The sequence below is a fragment of the Pseudoxanthomonas sp. PXM03 genome (assembly GCF_014852005.1).
GTDB lineage: Bacteria > Pseudomonadota > Gammaproteobacteria > Xanthomonadales > Xanthomonadaceae > Pseudoxanthomonas_A.
In genome coordinates this window covers 651,271-672,315 of sequence record NZ_JACVAU010000001.1, presented here as the reverse complement: position 1 = coordinate 672,315, position 21,045 = coordinate 651,271, and the positions used below count along the sequence as shown (strand labels likewise).

General features: G+C 64.4%; 22 protein-coding genes and 1 tRNA gene. 2 read left to right on the top strand and 21 right to left on the bottom strand.

Annotation, left to right across the window (positions count from 1 at the left end; translation table 11 throughout):
* Nucleotides 1-53: 53 nt before the first annotated feature.
* The 3 genes from IB223_RS03035 to rplM all read right to left on the bottom strand — a co-directional run bounded on the left by IB223_RS03035 (nucleotide 54) and on the right by rplM (nucleotide 985).
* Nucleotides 54-128: transfer RNA gene (locus tag IB223_RS03035), tRNA-Gln, on the bottom strand.
* A 33-nt stretch (nucleotides 129-161) separates the two neighbouring features.
* Nucleotides 162-554, bottom strand: a complete 393-nt coding sequence (gene rpsI / locus IB223_RS03030) for a 30S ribosomal protein S9 (protein ID WP_192200190.1) — start codon at nucleotides 552-554, stop codon at nucleotides 162-164.
* 2 nt (nucleotides 555-556) lie between these two features.
* Complete coding sequence (gene rplM, locus IB223_RS03025) at nucleotides 557-985, bottom strand: 50S ribosomal protein L13 (protein WP_055936916.1); 429 nt, start codon at nucleotides 983-985, stop codon at nucleotides 557-559.
* A 191-nt stretch (nucleotides 986-1,176) separates the two neighbouring features.
* Here rplM and coq7 point away from each other — a divergent pair, with 191 nt between their 5' ends.
* A complete protein-coding gene (gene coq7 / locus IB223_RS03020; protein ID WP_192200189.1) occupies nucleotides 1,177-1,818 on the top strand; it encodes a 2-polyprenyl-3-methyl-6-methoxy-1,4-benzoquinone monooxygenase in 642 nt (213 codons plus the stop codon).
* 121 nt (nucleotides 1,819-1,939) lie between these two features.
* Here the strand turns inward: coq7 and sugE are convergent, their stop codons facing one another.
* Both sugE and speD read right to left on the bottom strand, forming a co-directional pair.
* The gene (gene sugE, locus IB223_RS03015; RefSeq protein ID WP_192200188.1) at nucleotides 1,940-2,260 is read right to left on the bottom strand and encodes a quaternary ammonium compound efflux SMR transporter SugE; all 321 of its coding nucleotides are present in this window, start codon (nucleotides 2,258-2,260) and stop codon (nucleotides 1,940-1,942) included.
* 180 nt (nucleotides 2,261-2,440) lie between these two features.
* Nucleotides 2,441-3,235: an adenosylmethionine decarboxylase gene (gene speD, locus IB223_RS03010; protein WP_192200187.1), complete on the bottom strand. Its 795-nt coding sequence runs from the start codon at nucleotides 3,233-3,235 to the stop codon at nucleotides 2,441-2,443.
* Nucleotides 3,236-3,421: 186 nt separating this feature from the next.
* On the opposite strand from speD, the gene crp reads away from it, so the two are divergent.
* Nucleotides 3,422-4,108 (top strand): cAMP-activated global transcriptional regulator CRP, encoded by a 687-nt coding sequence (crp, locus tag IB223_RS03005; RefSeq protein ID WP_225590783.1) that lies wholly within the window; start codon nucleotides 3,422-3,424, stop codon nucleotides 4,106-4,108.
* 612 nt (nucleotides 4,109-4,720) lie between these two features.
* On the opposite strand, the gene IB223_RS03000 is transcribed toward crp, so the two are convergent.
* The 16 genes from IB223_RS03000 to IB223_RS02925 form a co-directional block, all read right to left on the bottom strand.
* On the bottom strand, nucleotides 4,721-6,562 hold the full coding sequence (locus IB223_RS03000; protein ID WP_192200186.1) for a peptidoglycan-binding protein: 1,842 nt from the start codon (nucleotides 6,560-6,562) through the stop codon (nucleotides 4,721-4,723).
* 97 nt (nucleotides 6,563-6,659) lie between these two features.
* Nucleotides 6,660-7,400: a hypothetical protein gene (locus IB223_RS02995; RefSeq protein ID WP_225590781.1), complete on the bottom strand. Its 741-nt coding sequence runs from the start codon at nucleotides 7,398-7,400 to the stop codon at nucleotides 6,660-6,662.
* 193 nt (nucleotides 7,401-7,593) lie between these two features.
* Nucleotides 7,594-7,950 carry a hypothetical protein gene (locus IB223_RS02990; RefSeq protein ID WP_192200184.1) on the bottom strand — a complete coding sequence of 119 codons (357 nt, stop codon included), beginning with the start codon at nucleotides 7,948-7,950 and terminating at the stop codon, nucleotides 7,594-7,596.
* Nucleotides 7,951-8,004: 54 nt separating this feature from the next.
* Nucleotides 8,005-9,177 carry a lipase gene (locus tag IB223_RS02985; RefSeq protein ID WP_192200183.1) on the bottom strand — a complete coding sequence of 391 codons (1,173 nt, stop codon included), beginning with the start codon at nucleotides 9,175-9,177 and terminating at the stop codon, nucleotides 8,005-8,007.
* A 65-nt stretch (nucleotides 9,178-9,242) separates the two neighbouring features.
* A complete protein-coding gene (locus IB223_RS02980) occupies nucleotides 9,243-9,884 on the bottom strand; it encodes a hypothetical protein (protein WP_192200182.1) in 642 nt (213 codons plus the stop codon).
* 509 nt (nucleotides 9,885-10,393) lie between these two features.
* Complete coding sequence (locus tag IB223_RS02975; protein WP_192200181.1) at nucleotides 10,394-10,903, bottom strand: DUF4189 domain-containing protein; 510 nt, start codon at nucleotides 10,901-10,903, stop codon at nucleotides 10,394-10,396.
* Between the two features lie 30 nt (nucleotides 10,904-10,933).
* Nucleotides 10,934-12,019: a type IV secretion system protein gene (locus tag IB223_RS02970; protein ID WP_192200180.1), complete on the bottom strand. Its 1,086-nt coding sequence runs from the start codon at nucleotides 12,017-12,019 to the stop codon at nucleotides 10,934-10,936.
* 57 nt (nucleotides 12,020-12,076) lie between these two features.
* Nucleotides 12,077-12,868 carry a hypothetical protein gene (locus tag IB223_RS02965; protein ID WP_192200179.1) on the bottom strand — a complete coding sequence of 264 codons (792 nt, stop codon included), beginning with the start codon at nucleotides 12,866-12,868 and terminating at the stop codon, nucleotides 12,077-12,079.
* Nucleotides 12,869-12,890: 22 nt separating this feature from the next.
* The gene (locus IB223_RS02960) at nucleotides 12,891-15,404 is read right to left on the bottom strand and encodes a VirB4 family type IV secretion/conjugal transfer ATPase (protein WP_192200178.1); all 2,514 of its coding nucleotides are present in this window, start codon (nucleotides 15,402-15,404) and stop codon (nucleotides 12,891-12,893) included.
* A 3-nt stretch (nucleotides 15,405-15,407) separates the two neighbouring features.
* Nucleotides 15,408-15,722 carry a VirB3 family type IV secretion system protein gene (locus tag IB223_RS02955; RefSeq protein WP_142123391.1) on the bottom strand — a complete coding sequence of 105 codons (315 nt, stop codon included), beginning with the start codon at nucleotides 15,720-15,722 and terminating at the stop codon, nucleotides 15,408-15,410.
* Entirely contained in the window at nucleotides 15,715-16,080 is a 366-nt protein-coding gene (locus IB223_RS02950) for a TrbC/VirB2 family protein (protein WP_225590780.1), read from the bottom strand. The genes IB223_RS02955 and IB223_RS02950 overlap by 8 nt, the downstream gene beginning before the upstream one ends.
* Before the next feature lie 83 nt (nucleotides 16,081-16,163).
* Entirely contained in the window at nucleotides 16,164-16,943 is a 780-nt protein-coding gene (locus tag IB223_RS02945; protein ID WP_192201225.1) for a lytic transglycosylase domain-containing protein, read from the bottom strand.
* A gap of 166 nt (nucleotides 16,944-17,109) precedes the next feature.
* A complete protein-coding gene (gene virB11, locus IB223_RS02940) occupies nucleotides 17,110-18,162 on the bottom strand; it encodes a P-type DNA transfer ATPase VirB11 (protein WP_192201224.1) in 1,053 nt (350 codons plus the stop codon).
* Nucleotides 18,159-19,358: a TrbI/VirB10 family protein gene (locus IB223_RS02935; protein ID WP_192200176.1), complete on the bottom strand. Its 1,200-nt coding sequence runs from the start codon at nucleotides 19,356-19,358 to the stop codon at nucleotides 18,159-18,161. Before IB223_RS02935 ends, virB11 begins: the two co-directional genes overlap by 4 nt.
* Nucleotides 19,355-20,116 carry a TrbG/VirB9 family P-type conjugative transfer protein gene (locus tag IB223_RS02930; protein ID WP_192200175.1) on the bottom strand — a complete coding sequence of 254 codons (762 nt, stop codon included), beginning with the start codon at nucleotides 20,114-20,116 and terminating at the stop codon, nucleotides 19,355-19,357. Before IB223_RS02930 ends, IB223_RS02935 begins: the two co-directional genes overlap by 4 nt.
* Nucleotides 20,113-21,042, bottom strand: coding sequence for a type IV secretion system protein (locus IB223_RS02925; protein WP_192200174.1), 930 nt, complete (start codon nucleotides 21,040-21,042; stop codon nucleotides 20,113-20,115). Before IB223_RS02925 ends, IB223_RS02930 begins: the two co-directional genes overlap by 4 nt.
* Between the last annotated feature and the right edge of the window lie 3 nt (nucleotides 21,043-21,045).

Below are 21,045 nucleotides of genomic sequence, written 5' to 3'. Positions count from 1 at the left end.
ACGCAAAAACCCGCCAGAGGCGGGCTTTTGCGGATGTCCAGTGGACTTCGAGTTGGCAGCCCCGGATGGATTCGAACCACCGAATGCCTGAGTCAGAGTCAGGTGCCTTACCGCTTGGCGACGGGGCTGTATAACCAGTGACGCGTAGTGTAGCGCGTCTGTTAGCGCTTGGAGAACTGCGTGGCGCGACGCGCCTTGTGCAGGCCGACCTTCTTGCGCTCGACTTCGCGCGCATCACGGGTCATGAAGCCCGCCTTGCGCAGCTCGTTCTTGAGGGTTTCGTCGTACTCCACCAGCGCGCGGGCGATGCCCAGGCGGATGGCGCCGGCCTGGCCGGTGGTGCCGCCGCCGGTCGTGGTGACCTTGATGTCGAAGCTTTCGGTGTTCTTGGTCAGCTCCAGCGGCTGGCGCACGATCATGCGCGCGGTCTCACGACCGAAGAACTCGTCCAGCGGACGGTCGTTGACGGTGATGTTGCCGGTGCCCTTGCGCAGGAACACGCGGGCGGTGGAGGACTTGCGACGGCCGGTGCCGTAGTTCTGAGTGATAGCCATGATTAGATGTCCAGGACCTGCGGCTGCTGGGCGGCGTGCGGATGATTCGGGCCGGCGTAGACCTTGAGCTTGCGATACATGTCGCGGCCCAGCGGGCCCTTCGGCAGCATGCCCTTGACGGCGGTTTCGATGACGCGCTCCGGATGGCGCTCCAGCGCCTGCGCCAGAGTCTCGGTCTTCAGGTTGCCGATGTAGCCGGTGAAGCGGTGGTACTTCTTGTCGGCCAGCTTGTTGCCGGTGACATGGATCTTCTCGGCATTGATGACGACCAGATAGTCGCCGGTATCAACGTGAGGGGTATAGACGGGCTTGTGCTTGCCGCGAAGGCGGCGGGCCAGCTCGGTGGACAGGCGACCAAGGGTCTTGCCTGCTGCGTCGACGACGTACCAGTCACGCTGGACGGTCTCGGACTTGGCGGTAAAGGTGCTCATGTGGATCTCATGTGTCTGGTCGGGCGGATTCCGCGGTTACCCCGGCGGAACTTTGCCACGCGTTGTGAAGGGTGAAACAGAAGAGGCAGGATTGTACGGGGCGAGGCCGCCACGCGCAAGTCGCCGGAGCGTCCCTGCCGGCACACGCTGGATCGGCAGACGCCCGTGCGGCGAGCCGGCACAATGACGGCATGAACACACGGACCTTCTCTCTCCTGGACCACTGGCTGGTGGAAGCCCAGCGCGGCCTGGACACGGTCTTCGGCAATCCGCCGGCCCATCGCCCCAACCCGGCCGGCGACACCCCCGAGGTTGCGCTCGATGCCGCCGAGCAGCGTCATGCCGCCGGCCTGATGCGCATCAACCATGTCGGCGAGGTGTGCGCGCAGGGCCTGTACTTCGGACAGGCCGCCGTCGCCCGCGACCCCGCGACGCGCACCCACCTGATGGAGGCCGCCCAGGAAGAAACCGACCATCTGGCCTGGTGCGCCGACCGGCTGCGGGAGCTGGACAGCCGCCCCAGCCTGTTCAACCCGCTGTGGTATGCCAGCAGCTATGCCCTGGGAGCCTTGGCAGGCCTGCGCGGTGACGGCTGGAGCCTGGGCTTCGTCGTCGAAACCGAGCGCCAGGTGGAAGCCCACCTGGACGAACACCTGGAAACCCTCCCCCCTGCTGACCTGCGCAGCCGCGAGATCCTGACCGTCATGAAGGCCGACGAGGCCCGCCACGCCGAACATGCCGAAGAGGCCGGCGCGACCGCCCTGCCCGCCCCCATCCCGACCCTGATGGCGGGCGCCTCGAAGCTGATGAAGGCAGTGGCTTACCGGCTGTAGGGTGGGCCCAGGCGCACCGTCGCCACGTCCACGCGTCCGACGATCCTCACTGACGTCGCTTCTCCGGGCCGTAGTATCGTCGGCAAGGCCAGGAAGGCGGGCTTGAGCCCGCCCTGCGCCGCTACGACGGCGTGGCCAGTTTCAGGCCGATGATGCCGGCCACGATCAGCCCCACGCAGACCAGCCGCGCCGCGGTTGCCGGCTCCTTGAACAGCCACATGCCGACGAAGGCCGTGCCCACGGCACCAATGCCCACCCAGACCGCATAGCCCGTTCCCAACGGGATGTGCTTCAGCGCTGCGGCCAGCAGCCAGAAACTGGCCGCCATCGCCACGCCCGTCACCACGCTGGGCCACAGCCGGCTGAAACCCTCTGAGTACTTCAGTCCCACGGCCCAGACCACTTCCAGCACGCCCGCCAACACCAGATAGAACCACGCCATACGCCACCTCCTCAGGTCATGCCCGGGCCATAACGCAGGACGGCCCGGAACTTGCGCTCCGGACCGCCGTCGGTCCTGATGCGCGGCTCGCGCCGCGGGCGGGTCGTCCCGCCTTGTTTTCAGGGCAAAGCTACTGCAGGCCACCCCAACCGGGTGTAACCCGCGGCAGCACGCAACCCGTCATTCCGGCAGGTTGCGGCCGTGATACAGCTCTTCGATCTCCCGCTTCAGACGCGCTTCGATCTTCATGCGCTCCTTGAACGACAGGTTCTTGGCCTTCTCCTCGAACAGGTAGTTGTCGAGGTCGAACTCCTTCAGGTGCATCTTCGTGTGGAAGATGTTCTCCTGGTAGACATTCACGTCGAGCATCTCGTAGCGCGACTTGATGTTCTTGGCCAGGAAATCCTGGATCGAATTGATCTTGTGGTCGATGTAGTGCTTCTTGCCCTTCACGTCGCGGGTGAAGCCGCGCACGCGGTAATCCATGATGACGATGTCGGATTCCAGGCTTTCGATCAGGTAGTTCAGGGCCTTCAGCGGCGAGATCACGCCGCACGTGGCCACGTCGATGTCCGCACGGAACGTCGCGATGCCGTTGTCCGGATGGGTTTCCGGATACGTGTGCACAGTGATGTGCGACTTGTCCATGTGCGCGACCACCGCATCGGAGATAATCTCCCTGCCTGCATCCTTCTTGTCGATCACCGGCTCCTCGGAGATGAGGATCGTCACCGACGCACCCTGCGGATCGTAGTCCTGGCGGGCCACGTTCAGGATGTTGGCGCCGATGATCTCCGCCACATCCGTCAGGATCTGGGTCAGGCGATCGGCGTTGTACTCCTCGTCGATGTACTCGATGTACCGGCGGCGCTCGTCCTCGGACGAGGCATAGCACACGTCGTAGATGTTGAAGCTCAGCGCCTTGGTGAGGTTGTTGAAGCCTTGCAGCCGCAGGCGAGGCAGGGGTTTTACCACGGCGGTGATCCCTCTCTGGGGGGGTCGGATGAGGGGGCGGATTATGCGCCATATGGGGTGACAGCGAAATGTCCGCCACCACCCGTCGGCCGGCCGGCGCGGGACTGGCCCAGCCCTTGCATGGCCTGCGTTTGCCGTCGGCTACGTATTCGGACTAAGCTTCCGGAATTACAAGCCGCGACCATCATGAGCCCAGGCATCCCCCTTTCAGCCCCCGCTCGCCCCGCCGCCAGCCCCCTGACGCCGGACAACGCCACGCTTGAGCGCTTTCTGGCCCACAGCCACCGCCGGCGCTACCCCGCCCGCGCCGACGTCTTCCGCCCCGGCGACCCGGCAGGAACGCTGTACTACGTGGTCAGCGGCTCGGTCAGCATCATCACCGAGGAAGACGACGACCGGGAGCTGGTGCTCGGCTACTTCGGTTCCGGCGAGTTCGTCGGCGAGATGGGACTGTTCATCGAGTCGGACCGCCGGGAAGTGATCCTGCGCACCCGCACCCAGTGCGAACTGGCCGAAATCAGCTACGAACGCCTGCACCAGCTGTTCATGGGCACGCTGTCGGCCGATGCCCCCAAGCTGCTGTACGCGATCGGCGCGCAGCTCTCGCGGCGCCTGCTGGACACCAGCCGCAAGGCCAGCCGCCTCGCGTTCCTCGATGTGACCGACCGGATCGTACGCACCCTGCATGACCTTGCTCGCGAGCCGGAAGCGATGAGTCACCCCCAAGGCACCCAGCTGCGCGTCTCTCGCCAGGAGCTGGCACGCCTGGTGGGCTGCTCGCGCGAGATGGCGGGACGCGTGCTGAAGAAGCTGCAGGCCGATGGCTCCCTGCATGCGCGCGGCAAGACCGTCGTGCTCTACGGTACCCGCTGACCCCGCCAGGTTTGCGGCCGGCCCGACGAGGCCTGCCGCCCTCGGGACTGCAACCGCAGATCTGCTCGATATCCGCAATGCACAGCCTGGCGACGCCGATGATGTCGCCGGGCTGATGACTCGTCGGGGCTATTCCTGCCCCTCGTTCGAAGCCAGTCTGCGCGTCCACGCCATCGCGGCGGATGCCTCCCAGGTCCTGCTGCTGGTCCGTCGACATGACGGTGCCCGTGGTCTGCCGGGACTGCGCTTCGCCTCCCCCGGCGCTCGGCGCATCCATCTGCTGGATCACCGCGCTGGTGATGGACCCGAACTGCCAACGCTGCGATATGGGCTGGCGCCCGCGACGCTAAGCCACGCACCGCACACGCCACGCTGGATGCGTGCGGCGTCAACCGACCATCACCTTGCACCGCTCCGAAGTCCACGCGCTCGACCGTACCTTCCGGCTTGGCTGGCACCCCGCTGCGTTTCAGCGAAGCGCGGGGCGCGGGTGACCCGGGCGCCGGCCGCCAGATGGGCCGCGTTCGGACGCCCTGAGCCGCCCACGGTGCCGGTGCGTTCCACGAGAGGGCGGACCGGGCACGCGACCCGATCCGCCATCCTGCCTCGCTGTCAGCGGGAAGGGCCCGCCTGCTCGCGTGACTGCGCCGCCTGCTGGTCGGTCACGACCTGTTCCTTCTGCCATCCCTGGCCAGCGGGCGTCTTCAGGTAGTCGTCCAGGGCTTGGCGCATGGCGCGGTCGTCTCCGCCGTGCATGGCGGAGAACATGCGGTCGACGAACGAGCGTTGCGCATCTTCACTGCGCCCCCCCTGGGGCGAGGCACCCGCGTCCGCCGGACTGCGAGCCACATCACGCGTCGCGGCAGCGATGGCCTCGCGGGAACGGTCACCGTAAACGCCATCCACCTTCAATCCCTGATCGGCCTGGAACGTGCGCAGTGCATGCTCGGTCTGGGGACCGAATTTGCCGGACATGGTCTCCAGTGGCTTGCCATCGGCACCCCGATAGCCGAGCTCATTGAGCTGCTGCTGCAGTTCGCGCACCGATGCGCCCGATGCTCCATCGCGCAACACCTCGGGCGCGGCCGGACGTGCGGGTACCGCCGTATCGCGCTCGGCGCCACGCAGGTGCGGCATCGGATCGACCTGCCGACCGTCCCGCCACATCTCGAAGTGCAGGTGTGTATCGCCCTGGGCAGGCGTATTGCCGGTCCTGCCCATGGTGCCGATCTGCTGCCCGGCTTCCACGCGCTGACCGTTGCGCACGCTGAACTCATCCAGATGGAAGTACTTGGTCAGCGTGCCGTCTTCATGCCGCACGTGCACGGTATTACCCGCCGCACCGTTGTTCGGGCGCACCACTACCGTTCCGCTCGCGACGGCCATCACGGGGTCACCGACATCGCCTTGGATGTCGATGCCGCCATGGCGCCGGCCACCGCTGCGTGGCGTGCCGAACTCGCCGCGCCCCTCGCGCGCCTTGTCGGCTTCGTTGATGTGGCGATTGCCGGGCGTCGGCCAAGCCAGCCCGCCCTCGCGCTCTTGCGTTTCCCCCGACTGGGCGCGGTTGCGCGCCTGTTCTGGCAACGCAAGTTGCTGCGCGATCGCCTCGCGCGTTCGCGCGTCGGCCGTACCGGTGGCTTCAAGCTGGTTAGCCGCCTGGAAGGCACGGACCGCTTCCTGTGTCTTGCCGCCGTAGATGCCCGACTGCGTTTCCAGTTGCGCGCCCTGTCCGTCGCGGAACCCGAGCTGGTTCAGCGACGTCTGCAAGGCACGCACGTCGTCGCCGCGTTCGCCGTTCTGCAAGACGCCATCGGCCAACGGTGACGTCCGCTCGCGGGCACCGGGACCCGGTTGGCTGGCGTGGATGCCGCGCTCCGGAATGTCGATGGCAGCGTACTTGCCGTTCCAGTACTGCGAGAACGTGGTCGCGAGCTCGCGATCGTCGAGCCCGCGCAGCTCGGCGGCCGAGTGGCCGGTCAGACGCTCCACATCGCGCGCACTGATGTTGTTGAGGATGTTGCGTCGCGTGTCGTCGCGCGTGAACTCGCCGTTCGCGATGGCGCTCTGGATGGAGGCGTAGCCCGCGGCACCCTGCTGGTGAGCGAGATACAGGTCCAGCCCGCTGGGAGTTTCGCGCCCGGAAAGGAAATCGTGCCCGCTGCGCGACTGCCTGCGGGTGATGTCCGCCAGATTGTCGCCATAGAGTTCGGCCGCAGCACGCGTGCTTGCCGCCGGGTCGAACTCGCGCCCCGCGATGCCGTACTGCTCCGCGGTCCTTGGCATGAACTGGAAGAGTCCCTTCGCGCCGCTGGGATTGCTGGCATCGGGATTGAAGCGTCCACCGGTCTCGATGTAGGCGAACCGCAGGAAATCCTCGCGGGGAATCCCGCTTGCCTGCGCTTGTCGTTCGATGATGTCGAGGATCTGTTCACGCGTGTGTTCACTGGCCATCGTTGGCTCCTTTGCTGATGTACGCGACCCGTGGGTCGCAGGACGTCAACCGGGCCCCTCCATGGGCCTGATGCAAGTCGGTCAACTGGAAATCGACTTACTGCTTGTAGCTTCCGCTTGTTTCGTCGAAGGTGTAGATCACGCTGTCTGCCTCCGTCATCTCGCGAACCTTGCCGGGAGACGCGATGGTGGTTCCCTTGGACGACACCTTCAGCTTTGGCAGACCATCGCCTGCCTGCTCGAACGCCAGCGTCCCGGTGGCGGCAGCACACGGCATCACCTGCCCGCCATCGCACGCGGCGCTGTTGTCGTCACTGACCGGGATGCCGCCCACATATCCCCATTGCCTGAAACCCAGCTTGTCGACGCTGCCGGGGTCGAACAGGAACAGGCTGAACATGCGCACGTCAGTGCCGTCCGTGAAATCGCGGGTCGGCACCGCGAGCAGGTAGCGCCCATCGCGGGTTTCATACGAGAGCGCCTTTCTCGAATCGTCGATCTCCTCGGGCCGCCCCATCCTGCCGAACTCCCCGACATAGCCATCGGTATCAGGCTTCGACCATGCCTGCTTGCCATCCTTCTCGACGCGCGTGAAGGTCGCCTGCGAAATGGCAACGTGCTCCGGATCCATCATGCCGTCGTCGCCGTCCGGGCCCTCACCCTGGGTCTTGGCACCGAAGCCGGTGAAGTAATGCTTGCCATCGAGATCGAACTCGTGGCCGTACCAGTAGCTGACGGTGGCGCCGCCATCGATCTTGTAACTGACCGCACCGTCGCCGTCGCGCTGGTAGATGAAATACAACACGCTGTCCGCGGAGGGCGGCTTCAGCTCTGACATGTCCTGATCCTTCTTCGGGGGGGCTGCTTCCTGGGTCGCGGCATCCGCAGTTCGCGGCGCCTGCGCATCGCAGCCGCCGGCAGTCGCTGCCATCAAGACCAGGAACAGGGAGGGGAGCTGTTTCATGCGTTGCAATCTCATGTGTGCGGCTTCGGTAGAGGAGGGCCGGCAGCCCGGGGCGAGCCTCCGGGCCTCAGTGGCTGATGGGCGTGTGCTCGGGCCGTCCGCGGCCTTCCCAGCGTCCGGAGGTGATTGCCTGCGGACACACGCTCAGGTATTGCCGGAAGGACAACGTGTCGTCCTGCGTCCAGTTCTTGCCGTAGGGATTCGGTGGCCGGCAGTAGGGCATCAGCATGTAGGCGCCCGTGAACGGAGGCATCGGCTTCCAGCACGGTGCCGGGTTGCGCCTGACGTCCTGGCCCTGCGTGCAGAACACGAAAGGATCGTCCATGCGGTAGTACAGGCGCTGGTAGTAGCCGCTGGACTGGGCGCTGAGATCGAACAACACCAGCAAGCCCAGCAGGATGAGTAGTTTGATGCCTGGTTTCATGGCTACGCTCCTCGTAGTACATGGATACACGTGTCTCGCCTGGTTGTTCCAAGATCAGCGCGCGACGTCCATCTGCGCCGGCGTCCGCTGCTCCGTTTGCTGGAGGTTCGGCGTACGCTCCTGGGCCGCAAAATCCCGCTGGTGAGCTTCGACCCGCTCACGCCACACCTGGCCCGCAGCCGAGGCCTGCAATTCGTTCTGTGCCAGTTGCAGGGCCGCTGGATCACGTCCACCGGCCGCCGCCAACAATCGCTCCACTTCGGGGTTCGATCGCCATGCCTGGCGTGTCGCCTCGCCCACACCCTCGACGCGCAGCGGTGTGTCGGCCTGTGACGTACGATCCGTGTGTCGACGCTCTTCACGGGCCGCAGGCTCGCCCGCCGGCAACGGTCCACGAATGCGATCAATGCCATCCAGCACCAGGCCAAAGGGTCCGCGGGATGCGGCAGTGACCCCGCGACGCAGGTCGCCGACGTCGTCACGGTAGTCGGAAATGATCCTGCGGTGCTCATCCGCGAGTCGGCGTGCATTCGGATCTTCCAACGCGGACCGGTCGGGCCTCCCGTCGCCATCCACCGGAAGGAAGTTGTGCATGCTGTGCGAGCCGCCCGACATGACGGATGCAGTCAACGGCATGTCACGCTGCAGCAGGTCGCGTACGACATTGTCGTGGTAGCCCGTCCGGTGCAGCGTCTCGATCTCCCGCGGCGTGGCGTACCTGTGCACCTGGCCGTAATGGGGGCTGGCGGAACTGACGGCGTCGACCGCCATCACGTGGTTGGTGACGCGGTCCCCTCCTTCCGGGATGCGCCGGTCCAGGCTGGCGGCCCCGTAAGCGTTGAACGTCTCGCCATGCAGATCGAAGTGGTGTGCCGACACCTGCGCGAGAGTTCCTCCCAGCGAGTGTCCCGTGACGGTTACCTCGGGCGCGGTCCTGCCGGGCTCTCGTCCTTGGTGCTCCGCGTACTCGACCGCGCGACGGGTCAGCTCGACCGCGTCGACCGCCTGGCTGTTGGTGCGGGTGAATACCATGCCGGCGTCGGCGATCACGCCGTCGCGGAACGCCTCCCGTCCGAACTCGGTGCCGCGATGGGCAGCCACGACGGCGCCACTGGCCTCGTGCTGGTAGATCGTGCCTTGGTAACCTGTCCGCGGATTGTCGACGTAGTCGATCACGCGATAACGATCGCCGCCGATCACGACGTCCTTGTTGACCAGGTCGCGCATCTGGCCGCCACGGTCGTAGCTATGGTCCGCCAGATGGGCGTATTGCTGCGGGGTGAGTCCCATTGTCAGGCCTCCTTCGCAGTCAACACGATCCCGAAGAAATCATCGCGCTGTTCCGCCGGCACCTTCTGCAAATCCGGTTGGCCGAAATCCCGATAGCCTTCCGATCCCGTTTCCTTCGGATAGCGCGCTTTCCAGTAATGGAACGCCTTGGGCATGCCTTGCGGCAGCTCATCGCCTGCGATCTTCGCTACGAAGCGGGTATCACCCTCCTCGCCCGGTGCCCGGAGCTGCACCTGGGCCTGAATCAGCTCCCACCTGCACACGCCGCGCCCGTGATACTCGGCATCGACCATGCCGTCCGTGTAGAAGACGCCTGCGTATTCGCTGTCGGACACGCGCTCGAGGCGGAACGGGATGTCGTGCGTGGGCACCGACGAGGTATGTCCCCCAGGATTCTCTTTGGGTGGCGGCAGGCATTCGTGGTTGACCACGTCGTACTGGGCCGCGCTGGACACGACCTCCAGCGGACCAGGCGCGCCTTCGATGCGCAGCGTCAGCCGATAGGCCTGGCGCGGAGAGGGGTTTTCAGCGAACTGGGGACTGGTTTGATTGTTCATGGCACCACTACAGGCTGTCTGAGAAAGGAGAACGAGAATGACGGCCACCTTCGTTGGTCGACTTCGTCCCATGGGTCTCTCATCCATCGCCAACTCCTCTGCTGATAAATACGGTGGCCGGAAATCTCAAATCCCATGCCCATCGCAACCACCCGCCATCGCCGGACCAACGCCTGTCATAGGCTTCGGGCGAGCATCCACGACCTTGCCATCCTCACTTGCAAATGTCAGATCGCAAGCAAACTTGACTCGCCTTGCACCCTGCGTTGCATACAGCGTCCGGCACCTACCCGCGTCCCTGCCGGGGACGTTCCCGGTCGGGACAACCTCGTCCACGTAACGTTAGAAACACCATACGATCGCCTCCCGCACGCCTCCCTGCTGCCGAACCTCGCGGGGTTGGCCAAAAGACGTGAAAGCTCAGCTCGTCGGCCGTCCAACCCGCTTGCTGATCGCCATGTGGGCAGAGCTGGATGCGCATCCAGCCGACAACAGGAGACAACAAACAAGATCCTTCTGCCTTTCATTCAATATCCTTCTGACGATATCGCCAAGCCACTACTGCGGGTTGTCGTGACCACTTCTCCATGGGCTCACTACTTAACAAGTACAGGTGCCGTGCAGTTCGTGTACATCAATTCGCACTGGCGACCTCCGTTCTGCGCAGCACACTGAGGAAACGCGATCTGACCCGCGCGCTCGATCGTAGGGCCGCTCTGGTAAATCACCTGCATGGGGCCACCATAGCCGGCAGGTACTGCAATGACCGCGCACTGGTTCTCGTACGCAAGCATGACTTCGCAGGACCGACCTCCTTTCGCCTTGCACTTGTCGACGGCCTCCTTCGCAGCCGCGCGACGACTGATATGCCCTGTCGAAGAGCCAATCCAGGCCGAATCTGGATCGGCCGCCAGCGCACCCCACGTCTTGCGCCAGGAAGCTCGCACCGGCTCGCTCGATTGATTCGCGTTCGAAGGAAGATTGGGATGGTTGGGCGGCACGCAGCCCGGCGCGCCCTGCGGAATGCCTTGGGGGCAAGGCTGCGCGATCGCCGTTCCGGCGACGGCTGCGACCATCAGCATCAGAAAAACTCTGGGCAGGATCATATCGTTCACCTCACTTGGCTGGGCTGGGCGTCATGACACCATCGGCCGTGTCGCGCGGCCAGCTATCGCCGTCTGCGTGGCTATGCTCGCATCGGGTGCCTGCGGCACCACCACCGGCCGACCGCTGCCGTCTGTCGCGGCACGGTTGCCGCCGCTGTTGGCACCCGCCACGCCGAACTGCGTGTAGGCACTGAAGTGGCCCAGGGTGCCCTGGAAGAACGCGGCCGCCATTGGCGGAACCGTCACGAGGAACAGCGTCATCAGGACACCCAACCCACCTTGTTGCAGCGCCATGCTGCTGACGCCCTGAGGTGTGGCGCCCGCCGCTGTGGCGGCGACGTACTGGGCCACGAAGGATATTGCAACGGCACCCAGCAGCTTGGAGATCATCGAGACGGTGAAGCTGAGAACGGCCAAGGAGAACATCGTACCGATGCCATACCAGAGCCACTTCTGGAACATGTTCTTGGTCTGGTCGAATCCCAGGCAGAGAATGAAGAATGGGCCGAGACCCACGAACAGCGCCATCGCCATCTTGTACATCAGCAGGATCGCACCGCCGATCAGGGACGGTCCGGCAACGCCTACGCCGGTGAACCACATCGATCGGCTCTTAGCCTCCTGAAGGGTCTCGTCGAAGCTCGTGTAGAGTGCATCGATGGCCACCATGGCCAGTTCCATCTGCTGCAGGTTGTCATCGATGGAATCCTCCGGACCCTCGTCGTCCCCGGTCACCAACTGGTTGATGGTCCGCGGCATATCGTCGGTCAACAACCGATGGATGTTGCTGCTGCCCATCGCAAAGGTGGTCGCCACGGTGATGATCAATACCCACTTCAACGACTTCACCACGAGTTCCATCATGAACTGCCGCGACTGGCCGGTGACGATGCGATAGCCCTGGAGCAGTACCCAGAGCGTGAGGAGGACGAAGGCCATGCCGCCCACCCACTCGGCCATCTCGCCAAGCAAGTTGTCCCGGAAGATGTTGATCTCCTCATCGACCCAGTCGAAGACCAGCCGGAAGAACGCCCAACGCTCCACGGCCTCCAGTTGCGCGCCTATGCCGCGCAACAGGACCGCCAGACCGTTATCAAGTGAATCTGTACCCACCATGCTCGTTCCTTCGCGTCCTGATGACGCCCCCCTTCATCACGCCTTTTCCGCGCGGAATCAATTACGCCGGCGCGACTGGGCAGCATCCAGTGCGAGCTTCAGCGCGCCCGCGCCGGCGACGCCGCCTATGATGCTGCCCAGCCCGCCACCGATTCCGCCGGTCGAACTACGCGTCCCTTCAAGCGCCTGCTGCGCAATCGTCTTGCTGGCTTCCTGAAGGTAGGCAATACGTGCGACATAGGCATCCATGTAGGTCTGCTGCTGCTGGCGATCGATTTCCATCTGAGACATCAGCAAGAGAATACGATTCGTGTTGTCCTGCAGCTTGCCCACTTCATGACTACGTATGCCGGAACGCTGGCGCTTGAGCTCGTCCAGGTAGCGCTGGCGCTGGGTCGTCACCTCGTACATTTTCAGAGAGTAGTTGTACTTGGCCAGCTCCGTATTGACGATCTCCCGGCACAACTGCCACTGCTGCTGCGCGGCGCCACCCCCACTAGGCTGCGGGCATCGGGTGTCGGCATTCACGCTTGCACCGCTCAGTGTTGGCCGGGCGTGCTGGAGTTTCTCCTCGGGCTCCGGCGCCGCCTTGCTGTCCTCGTTGTTGCCATTGAACGACTCGAACACCTGCTGCTGGTAAAGCTCGCGCAGGTTGCCGTTCACCGTGCCGTTGCCGTTGCCCGTTGCACTGGTGGTTCCGATGCGACCGTTCATGTCCTGCAGCTTGGTATTGGCCGCATTGTCGATGACGCGCCATTGCGCCTGCGCGTTCTCCGCAGCGCCCAGCCCCACCGCAAGGAGGATCAGGGCGATATGGACGGCATAACCGTGTGATGTCGACTTGTTCATGATGGAGCCCTCTGCTTTTCGCTCAGCGTTGGAGGCTGGAGTGGGTGGGCCGCGTGGGGCGCGGGCTGTCGGGATGGCCTTCTCGGCCGGTAGAGGAAGCAGCGACCGGCGTTTCCCGGCGGCTTCGCGAGCCTTTCCGCTCCTGCTGGAACCGCGGCAACCACTGTTCCGGCAGTAAGTCGGCCTTGTCGATCTCCAGGCTCTGCGCTTCTTCGTCGACGATGCGGTGCATGATCTCGATGTTGTCGGTGCTGGCCGAGATCACTGCCAGTGCGTCATCCATTCCGCGCAGGTTGAGCTGGCAGACCGTTGATGCGTGCCCCTGCTTGACGAGGAAGCAGCGCGAGCGCTCGTCCAGGCTCTTGATCACCTGGAACTCGGCATCGGTCAGCTTCAGCCCCTCAATGTAGTCATCGCGGGAGGCATTCGGGTTCGGCAACAGGATCAGCGTGGCGGTCTGCTCGATCAGCGCGGCTGAAATGTCGCTCGCCAGCGCATCCTCCGGGCTCTGGGTGGCGAAGATGCCCAGGCCATTCTGCTTGCGGATCGTCTTCTGCTTGTTCTTGGCGAAGTCCTTGAGCGCGCCGCCGCCGTCGAGGATCTTCCAGAACTCATCCATCACGTAGATGAGCGGGCGCCCGTCGATCAGTTCCTCCAGGCGATGGAGCAGGTAGTTGATCACCGGTACGCGTATCTCGGCATTCTCGATGACATCGGTGTAATCGAAACCGATGATACTGGCCCGGCCAAGGTCGATGGTGTCCATGGGATTGTCGAAGACCCAGCCCAGCGCATTCCCGGCCGTCCATTTGCGCAGCCGCGCGTAGAGACCGTCGTCGCCCATGTTGGGCAGGCTCTTCTGGAAATTGGTCATCGAGCGCAGGTGGAACGGCATGTCGAGCATGGCCTCTACCGCGCGGAAGACATCCTCGTCCTCGCGGGCGGTGTAGTGCGTCTTGCCCGCCAGCACCTTGATCAATCCCGCCAGGAACTGCACGTTGGCATCCGTGCGTTCGCACTGGAACGGATTGAAGCCGGTCGGCTGGCCATTCTCCAGCGCCAGATAGTTGCCACCACAGGCGCGCACGAAGATCTCGGCGCCGCGGTCCTTGTCGAAGAAGAAGATGGTCGGCACCGGGTCGAACTTCTGCACCTGGCTGAGCAGGAAGTTGATCAGTGCCGTCTTGCCGGTACCCGACTTGCCGATGACCATGGTGTTGGCGATGGCCTTCTCGCCCAGCGAGTTCTCGGCGGGATGGGTGGCGTGGAAGTTGAAATAGTAGGGCTGGCCGTTGGTGGTCTGCAGTACGGTGACGCATTCGCCCCAGGGATTGTTGTCCCGCTTTCCGGTGGCGAAGTTGTGCAACGGCGACAGCCCCAGGAAGTTCAACGAACTGACGTTCGCCAACCGCGTCCGGTAGCGCCAGTTGCCAGGCAGCTGCGAGTAGAAGGACGAACACACCGCCAGGTCCTCTTTGGTGGAAACGAAACCGGCGTTGGACAGCTCCGCCCGGGCCACCGCGACGTTCTGCGAAAGGCGGGACTGGTCCTCCGCATACAAGGTCATGATGAAGTGGTATTCGCCCAACACGAAGTTGCCGGACGCGACCTGATCCATCGCGCCATCCAGTTCCGCGATCTGGCTGACCGCCTTGTCCCCGGACGAGATCATCATCCCCTTGGTGCGGTCCAAGACCTTCAATGCGTCCTGACGCCCCATGGGGCTGAACGAATGGGTGATGACGTACTCGAAGTCGAGATATTTCAGGCCGTTGAGGATGCCGGGCCAGGTGCCGTCGGTGTATTCCTTGATGTTCAGGATCGCGCCGAAATGGTTCTGTCCGTCCGGTGTGCTGACCACGAAGTCGCCGGTCTTGGACGAGAACATGTGCCGGCTGACGGCGAGGTAGTCGTAGAGTGGCGCCCGCAGCACCGGCACGGGCTCCGAGATGCGGTTGAGCAAGAAGCCGAAGAATTCCAGCGTCTCGGAGAACACGCCGCCCGCGTCGGACTCGTACATGCCCAGCCGCATTGGCGCGTAGTCCTTCAGGACAGCTTCCACGTTGCCGGCCAGCTCCATCAGCTTCGACACGGACTGCTCCTGCTCAGCCTGCAGGCGCGGGACGTTCGCGGACTTCTCGACGAATTTCTTGCCCATCACGATGGGCCGGTAGATCATCGTGAGGTACAGCTCGTTCTGCATGATCTTCTGCGAAGACAGCCCGTCGAAGTAGCCATCGGACAGCGCCTGGTTGAACGCCTGCCCAAAGCGCGCGCCCGAGCGGATCCGCCCGCGCCGTCGCAGGTCGTGCACCCAGAACGCAACATTGACGAAGTCCGGTGCGCGCAACGTCTGCAGCATTCGGTTGAACGTGTTGTGGCGATGCTCCAGTTCCCATTCCTCGCGCCCGACGAAGGGCAGCCCGTCCAGCCGCCAGGTCAGCAGGAAATCGCCCCCCGTGGTCTTGACCACGTGCGGCGACACGTGGGCGGACAGTGGGATGAACTCGGCGATGGACAGGTCGGGCGCGAGCATGAGTCAGTCCGGAATCGATTCGTCGAAACGCGTGCGGTACGCGTTGGGCGTGAACACCCACATGCCTTCGTGATGGCGTAGGTTCCGGACCTTGGTCCGGAACTGCCACCGCAGCCCCAGCAGCCGGAAGATCATCTCGTCGCGGCGCGCCATCTGCCGCATGATGAAGATGACCACCGGCAGCAGGGCCAGGAAGAACATGTTGAAGTAGAACGTGAGCAGCAGGCAGCCGCCCGCCCCGATCGTGAAGGGCACGTAGGGAACCCCCATGAACATGGGCGGGCGTGTGCAGCCCCTGAACAGCACGTTCTTATGCATACTGCGTCAGCATCTGACCGACGGCCATCGCCGTGGAGGTGACGTCGTCCGGCAGCAGCATTTTCGCGATCTGCGCAGCTGCACCGATCAGGAACCCGCCGATCAGCACCGGCGCCACATCACCGACGCGCTTGTGGTTGAACGCGATCTGATAGCCCGCGAAGATCACGGCGATGGTGACGATGGCGATGGACGCCACGTTCAACAGGGAGTTGATGTTGGTGAAGAAGCTGGTGACGCGCCCCTGCGCGCCCGTAACGTCCTGGGCAAGCGCGAGTTCGGGATATGCCAGCGCGATGGCCGCGACGATCATCACGATCAAGGCGGTGGATGCCTGCTTGGCTTGAGTGGCGTGCATGTTGTTCATAGTCGACCCCAAATGGTGGTTGCAATGGTGGGTGGCACTTTCGAGTGCCGTTAAGCCATCCTTGGCGGGTACTGCTAGAAGACGAAAGCGTCGTCCCTCCCGGATGTCTGCACGACCTGCGGCGCCGATGGCGTCGCGGCTGTGTTCTGGTGATAGGCCTGCACCAGCACGGGTGCGTCGGCCATCGGCTGCGCGACCGCGGGCGCAACGTGGGTGGTGGATGCGGGCGCGGCTGCGGGCAGTGGCATGGGCGCGCTCGCCACGGACATGGCGGGAGCGGGCATGGCGCTCCGATCGGATCGTGCCTCCTCGATGCGGCGCGCCACGCGGGACGACGGCACGCTCGCTGCGCGCGCACGCGGGGCAGTGCTGCGCTGCGCCGTGGTCCCGCGGTCTATCACCGGGATGGCGGGCGCGGCATCGTCGCCAGCCTGGCGTTGCCAGGACGCGAACACTTTCTGTACGTATCCGTGCCGATAGCCGGTGGTGAAGTTGCCGGAGTAGTAGCAGCTGAACGCCTTGCCCCAGTCCTTCCTGGAACGGGAGTAGCACTCCGCCAGGATGCGCGAGCCCGCCTGCAGGTTGGGACAGACGTCGAACGCTTTTTCGTAGCTGTCCAGGCCCTGCCGCGCCAGGTTGTAGCGGTTGACCTGTGCCAGCCCGAGGGAGAAGTTGTAGCCCCGGTCCTCCAGCATGCGGGCAGTCGACAACGCTTCCGGGAGATTGCGTGGCTGCCGCGCCAGCCGCCCGCCCACTACGCCGATGGCGTAGCGATTGAAGGAAGATTCGACCTTCACCACATGCTGCATGACCGTGGCGGGGACCGCCAGGTCGGTGCATCCCATCAGCTCCATGCCAGGCAACATCGCCTCACCCTCCATCCTGTATGCAGACATGGCCACCGCATCGCCGGACACAGCCCGCGCCTCCTTGCGACGACGCTTGCCATTTTCCTCGCATGGGCGGCTCCAATACGGACATCAGCGGGTTCAGGCACCTAGGCTTCATGCAGGGCTCCAGTCAGGACAGCGCGCGGGCGGGATCAAAATCGATGCCGGTGATGTAGCGGCGCCCGGCGTGGGCCTTGATGTGCACGACGATGTCGATCGTCATCTTCAGCAGGCGCTTGATCACGTCGAACTCCAGGCCGGCACCTTCGGAAGACGCTTTCACCATCAGCGCCAGCTGGTCCCACGTCTGCGCCGTGCTGCCCGCGTGGCAGCTGGTGATGGAACCGGGGTGGCCCGAGGCGCAATTGCGGATGAAGTAGAACGACTCGTCGCCGCGTAACTCCGCCAGGATGATGCGATCCGGCTTCATGCGCAGGCAGGCTTCCATGCAGTTCTTGGCGGTGACATTGCTGGCGCTCTGGCCGCCCTTGGAATAGAGGAGATGCACCACGTTCGGCTGGCGGATGAACAGCTCGCGCGCATCTTCGATCGTCACCAGCCGTTCCTGGTCGGGGATGTGGTTCACCAGCGACTTCATGAAGGTCGTCTTGCCGCTGCCGGTCGCGCCGGCCACCACGATGTTCTTGTGGTAGTGCACCGCTTTCCGGAAGAACTCCGCGTAGTTCCGGCTGCGGCGCAGTTCCAGCAGTTCCTGGTCATGGTCACCGAGCGCCTGCTGCTGCTCGAGGATCTCGTCGAAGAAACCATCCTGCTCGTACTGCTCCAGGGTCTTGCTGAACTTCGCCGGCAAGCGGATGGTGATCGACACCTTGCCGGCATCACAGGCGGGCGGAATCACGAACTGGGCGCGCTGGCCGGTCGGGAAGGTCAGCGACACCATCGGATCGATGTCCGTGATGCGCTGGCCCGTGTTGCTCTCGTTGACCACAGACGTACAGAACTGTCGCGCCCGCTCGAACGTCAACGTCGGCACGTCGGCCTTCAGCCAGCCCGCACGCGCCGTTTCGAGGTAGAGCTCCCCCGGGCGATTGATGCAGATCTCGGTGACATCCGAGGAATGCATGTGCTCGCCGATCCCGAGCACCTGGTACTGGTAGTCCAGGAACTCGTTCGAAACGCGGGCGAGAGGTTCGTTCTGCGTGTCCATCGTGCCGCCTGTCAGCGCATCACCGCAGAGAAGTCGACATCGCGGGCGACGTAGACATTGACGATGGTGCCCTGGTTGATCGTCACCGTCGGCGGGCGCGCCATGTTGCGGTCCAGCGCCATGTTGGCCAGTCGCTCCATGGTCCTGGCGGTATTGCTCTCGTAGGGATTCTGGACGACGGCGCCGTTGACGATCGAGGTTTCCTGGGGACCATGCTTGGCGCCGGCGTACTTGAAGGCATCGCTCAGCATGCTGATCAGCAGCGCGGAAGAGATGCGCTGCGCCCAGTGCGCGGAATAGTGGCCGGGATTTCCGGCCGCGCCCAGCATGTCGGTACCCGGGCTGCGCATGTTGACGTCCATGCCCGTGGGCGTGGTAATGCGGTCCCACACGATCGCCGCGCGCTCGCCGATGATGGCATCGGAGTTGTAACTGCCCATCACCTTCGAGCCACGCGGCAGCAGCAGGCGCTTGCCGTTGACGGAGTACACCGGCTCGGTCACCACGCAGGATGTGTAGCCCGGGACGTCGGTGATGACGCGCGATTCGAGCACGCAGCGGATGTACGTGCCGCGGATCAGCAGGGTGTTGGGGTTGTAGAGCGGCTTGGCGCTGGTCATGCCGTCGGGCGGCTCGCGCGGCGCGGCAGGCGCCTGACCCATCAGCGCCGCGTACTGCGCCATGCCAGCATCCTGCTCGCCGGCACCCGCGACAGCGTCGGGGTTGCCGCCGCCTCCGAACGTGCTGGCCATGTCGAGCATGCGGCGTTCGCGCAACGACGGCTCCTGGCTCCCGGGCATGCCGGACGGCATGGCCATCATCGGCCCCGTCGAAGACGTCGTATCCTCCACCACCGGCAGCGGTGGCAGGTCAGGCTCGACCGGCACCGGCGCAGCCTCGGGTGGCAACTCGGGCAGGTCGCGTGGCGCGGCGGGAATCACCACCTGCTCACCCTTGGGTTGCAGCGCTTCACTCTCCTTCGAGGACAGCCCGCCACTGAAAATCCAGAACACCACGAGCAGCAGCAGCACGATGATGCCGGCCAGGAACAGCAACGCCTTGCGGTTGAGCCGCTGCACGTCAGCGGAGCGCAGGTAGGGTGCGTTTGCATCCAGGTCGGGGTCTGCTGCAGGACGCGCGGTCTGATAGGGATTCTGCGGCGCCGCGCGTTCAGGGCCCGTGTCCGGATGGTCGTGCGGTGTCTGGTTCATCGTTCCGGGCTCCTGCGCAGGCCCACCACGTTGTCGCCGTGGCGGATGACCAAGTAGGGGTACGTGCCATGCACGACGATGGTGTCTTCCTGCACCGTGGAGTTGACGACGAACTCTTCGCCCTCCTCGCTGTCCCGCGCGAACACCACCGGGAAATTGCCGCTGGGGAAACGCGTCCGGTCCCCCATCCTGATGTAGGTGAAACGGCGATCGTCATAGACCGTCGTCGGCACGAGCCATGTGGGCCCGCGCTTGCGCTGGGCGTAGTCGTAGTTGAAGTGATAGGCGCGACCCGGCTCGACATCGGTGTTGAGCTCGGATGCGACGTCCTGAGGCTTGTTGACCGTACCGGCAAAGCTGGTGTCGCCGGGATAGGCGAACTTGATGCGGTACTGCACGCCCGCCGCCCGTGCCTGGTCCAGCACGCGCCAATCGGTGGCCACCACCCTGAGTTCGAAGATGTAGGCGTGGGCCGCCGTACGCACCAGCAGGTTGGTATCCACGTCGACATTCTTCGGCTTCAGGTAGAACACGTTGCCGCGCCGGCTGATGTCCCAGCCCCCGCTGAAACCGGTGCTGAAGTCCAGGATCTCCTCATGCGGAGAGAGTTCGATCTGGGTCGTGATGCCGAGACCCGTGCGCACCGGATACACCTTGTCCGGCGCGTAGATGTACTCCTCGATCACCTGCGCCATCGCCGGCCATGTCGTGAGCAGCAGGCCAATGACAGCCAAACGCAGCGCGTCCTTCCACCTCATCGTTGGGGCACTCCGGGTCCAGTCTGGGTTTCCGACTGCTCCGCGGGCTGCGGCGCCGTCGATACGTCGTTCTCGTTGGCGGGGGCAACGGCTCCGTCGAGCGCGGCGGCGGCAGGCTCCGCGGCCGGTGATGCCACTGGCTGCGCGGGTGGAACCGGCACGGCAGGCGGTGCTGGGAACTCCCGCTCCGGCACGTTGGCGGCAGCGAAATCGTCATCCACGCGATAGTTGGTGACGCGGAATCCCAGTGGATTCAGCAGGCGGTCCTCTTCGCTCAAACGGAGATCGGGGTTGTAGGTGAACTCCAGCGTCGCAATCCGGCTGTCCAGCGGCTGTACCTGGCCGCGCCCCTTGTCGTACAGGCTGCGCTGGAAGCGCACCGTCGCACCGGTGGGCCGAGTGCCTGCGCCGCCGCCGATCAGGACGATACTGAGGATCCGGGCGCGCACGGAACTGGACGCGCCATACAAGCGGAACGGCCGTTCGGGGTTGCTCTCCGAATGCAGCGCGATGTAGGCAGGCGAGACGGCAGGTCCCGCCATCGACAGGGTCGTGCGCCAGTTGCGCTGGCCGATCAGGCCGGAATCGTAGGATTCGCGGGCGAGGACGAACTGCGCCACGTTGCTCTTGTTGATCGCTTCCTCGGTGGTGACATCACGATCCTGGAAATTGCCCGACAGCCGCGCCACGCTGGCGGTACCGGTGTACGGGTCGGCCATCACCAGGTACGGCACCTTCTCCTTGAGCGGCAGGAACAGGAAGTAACCGCCCGCCAGGATCAGCGACATCACGATGGCCGACCACGCCACGAGCCATGCGCGACGCTCGCTCTTGCGTGCACGCTCCGCGAGGGTCAGCTCGAAACTGACGCCCTGCGCCACAGCGCGGTCGATGTCAGGGGACGATGTTTTCTTTCTTGAGAACATGCG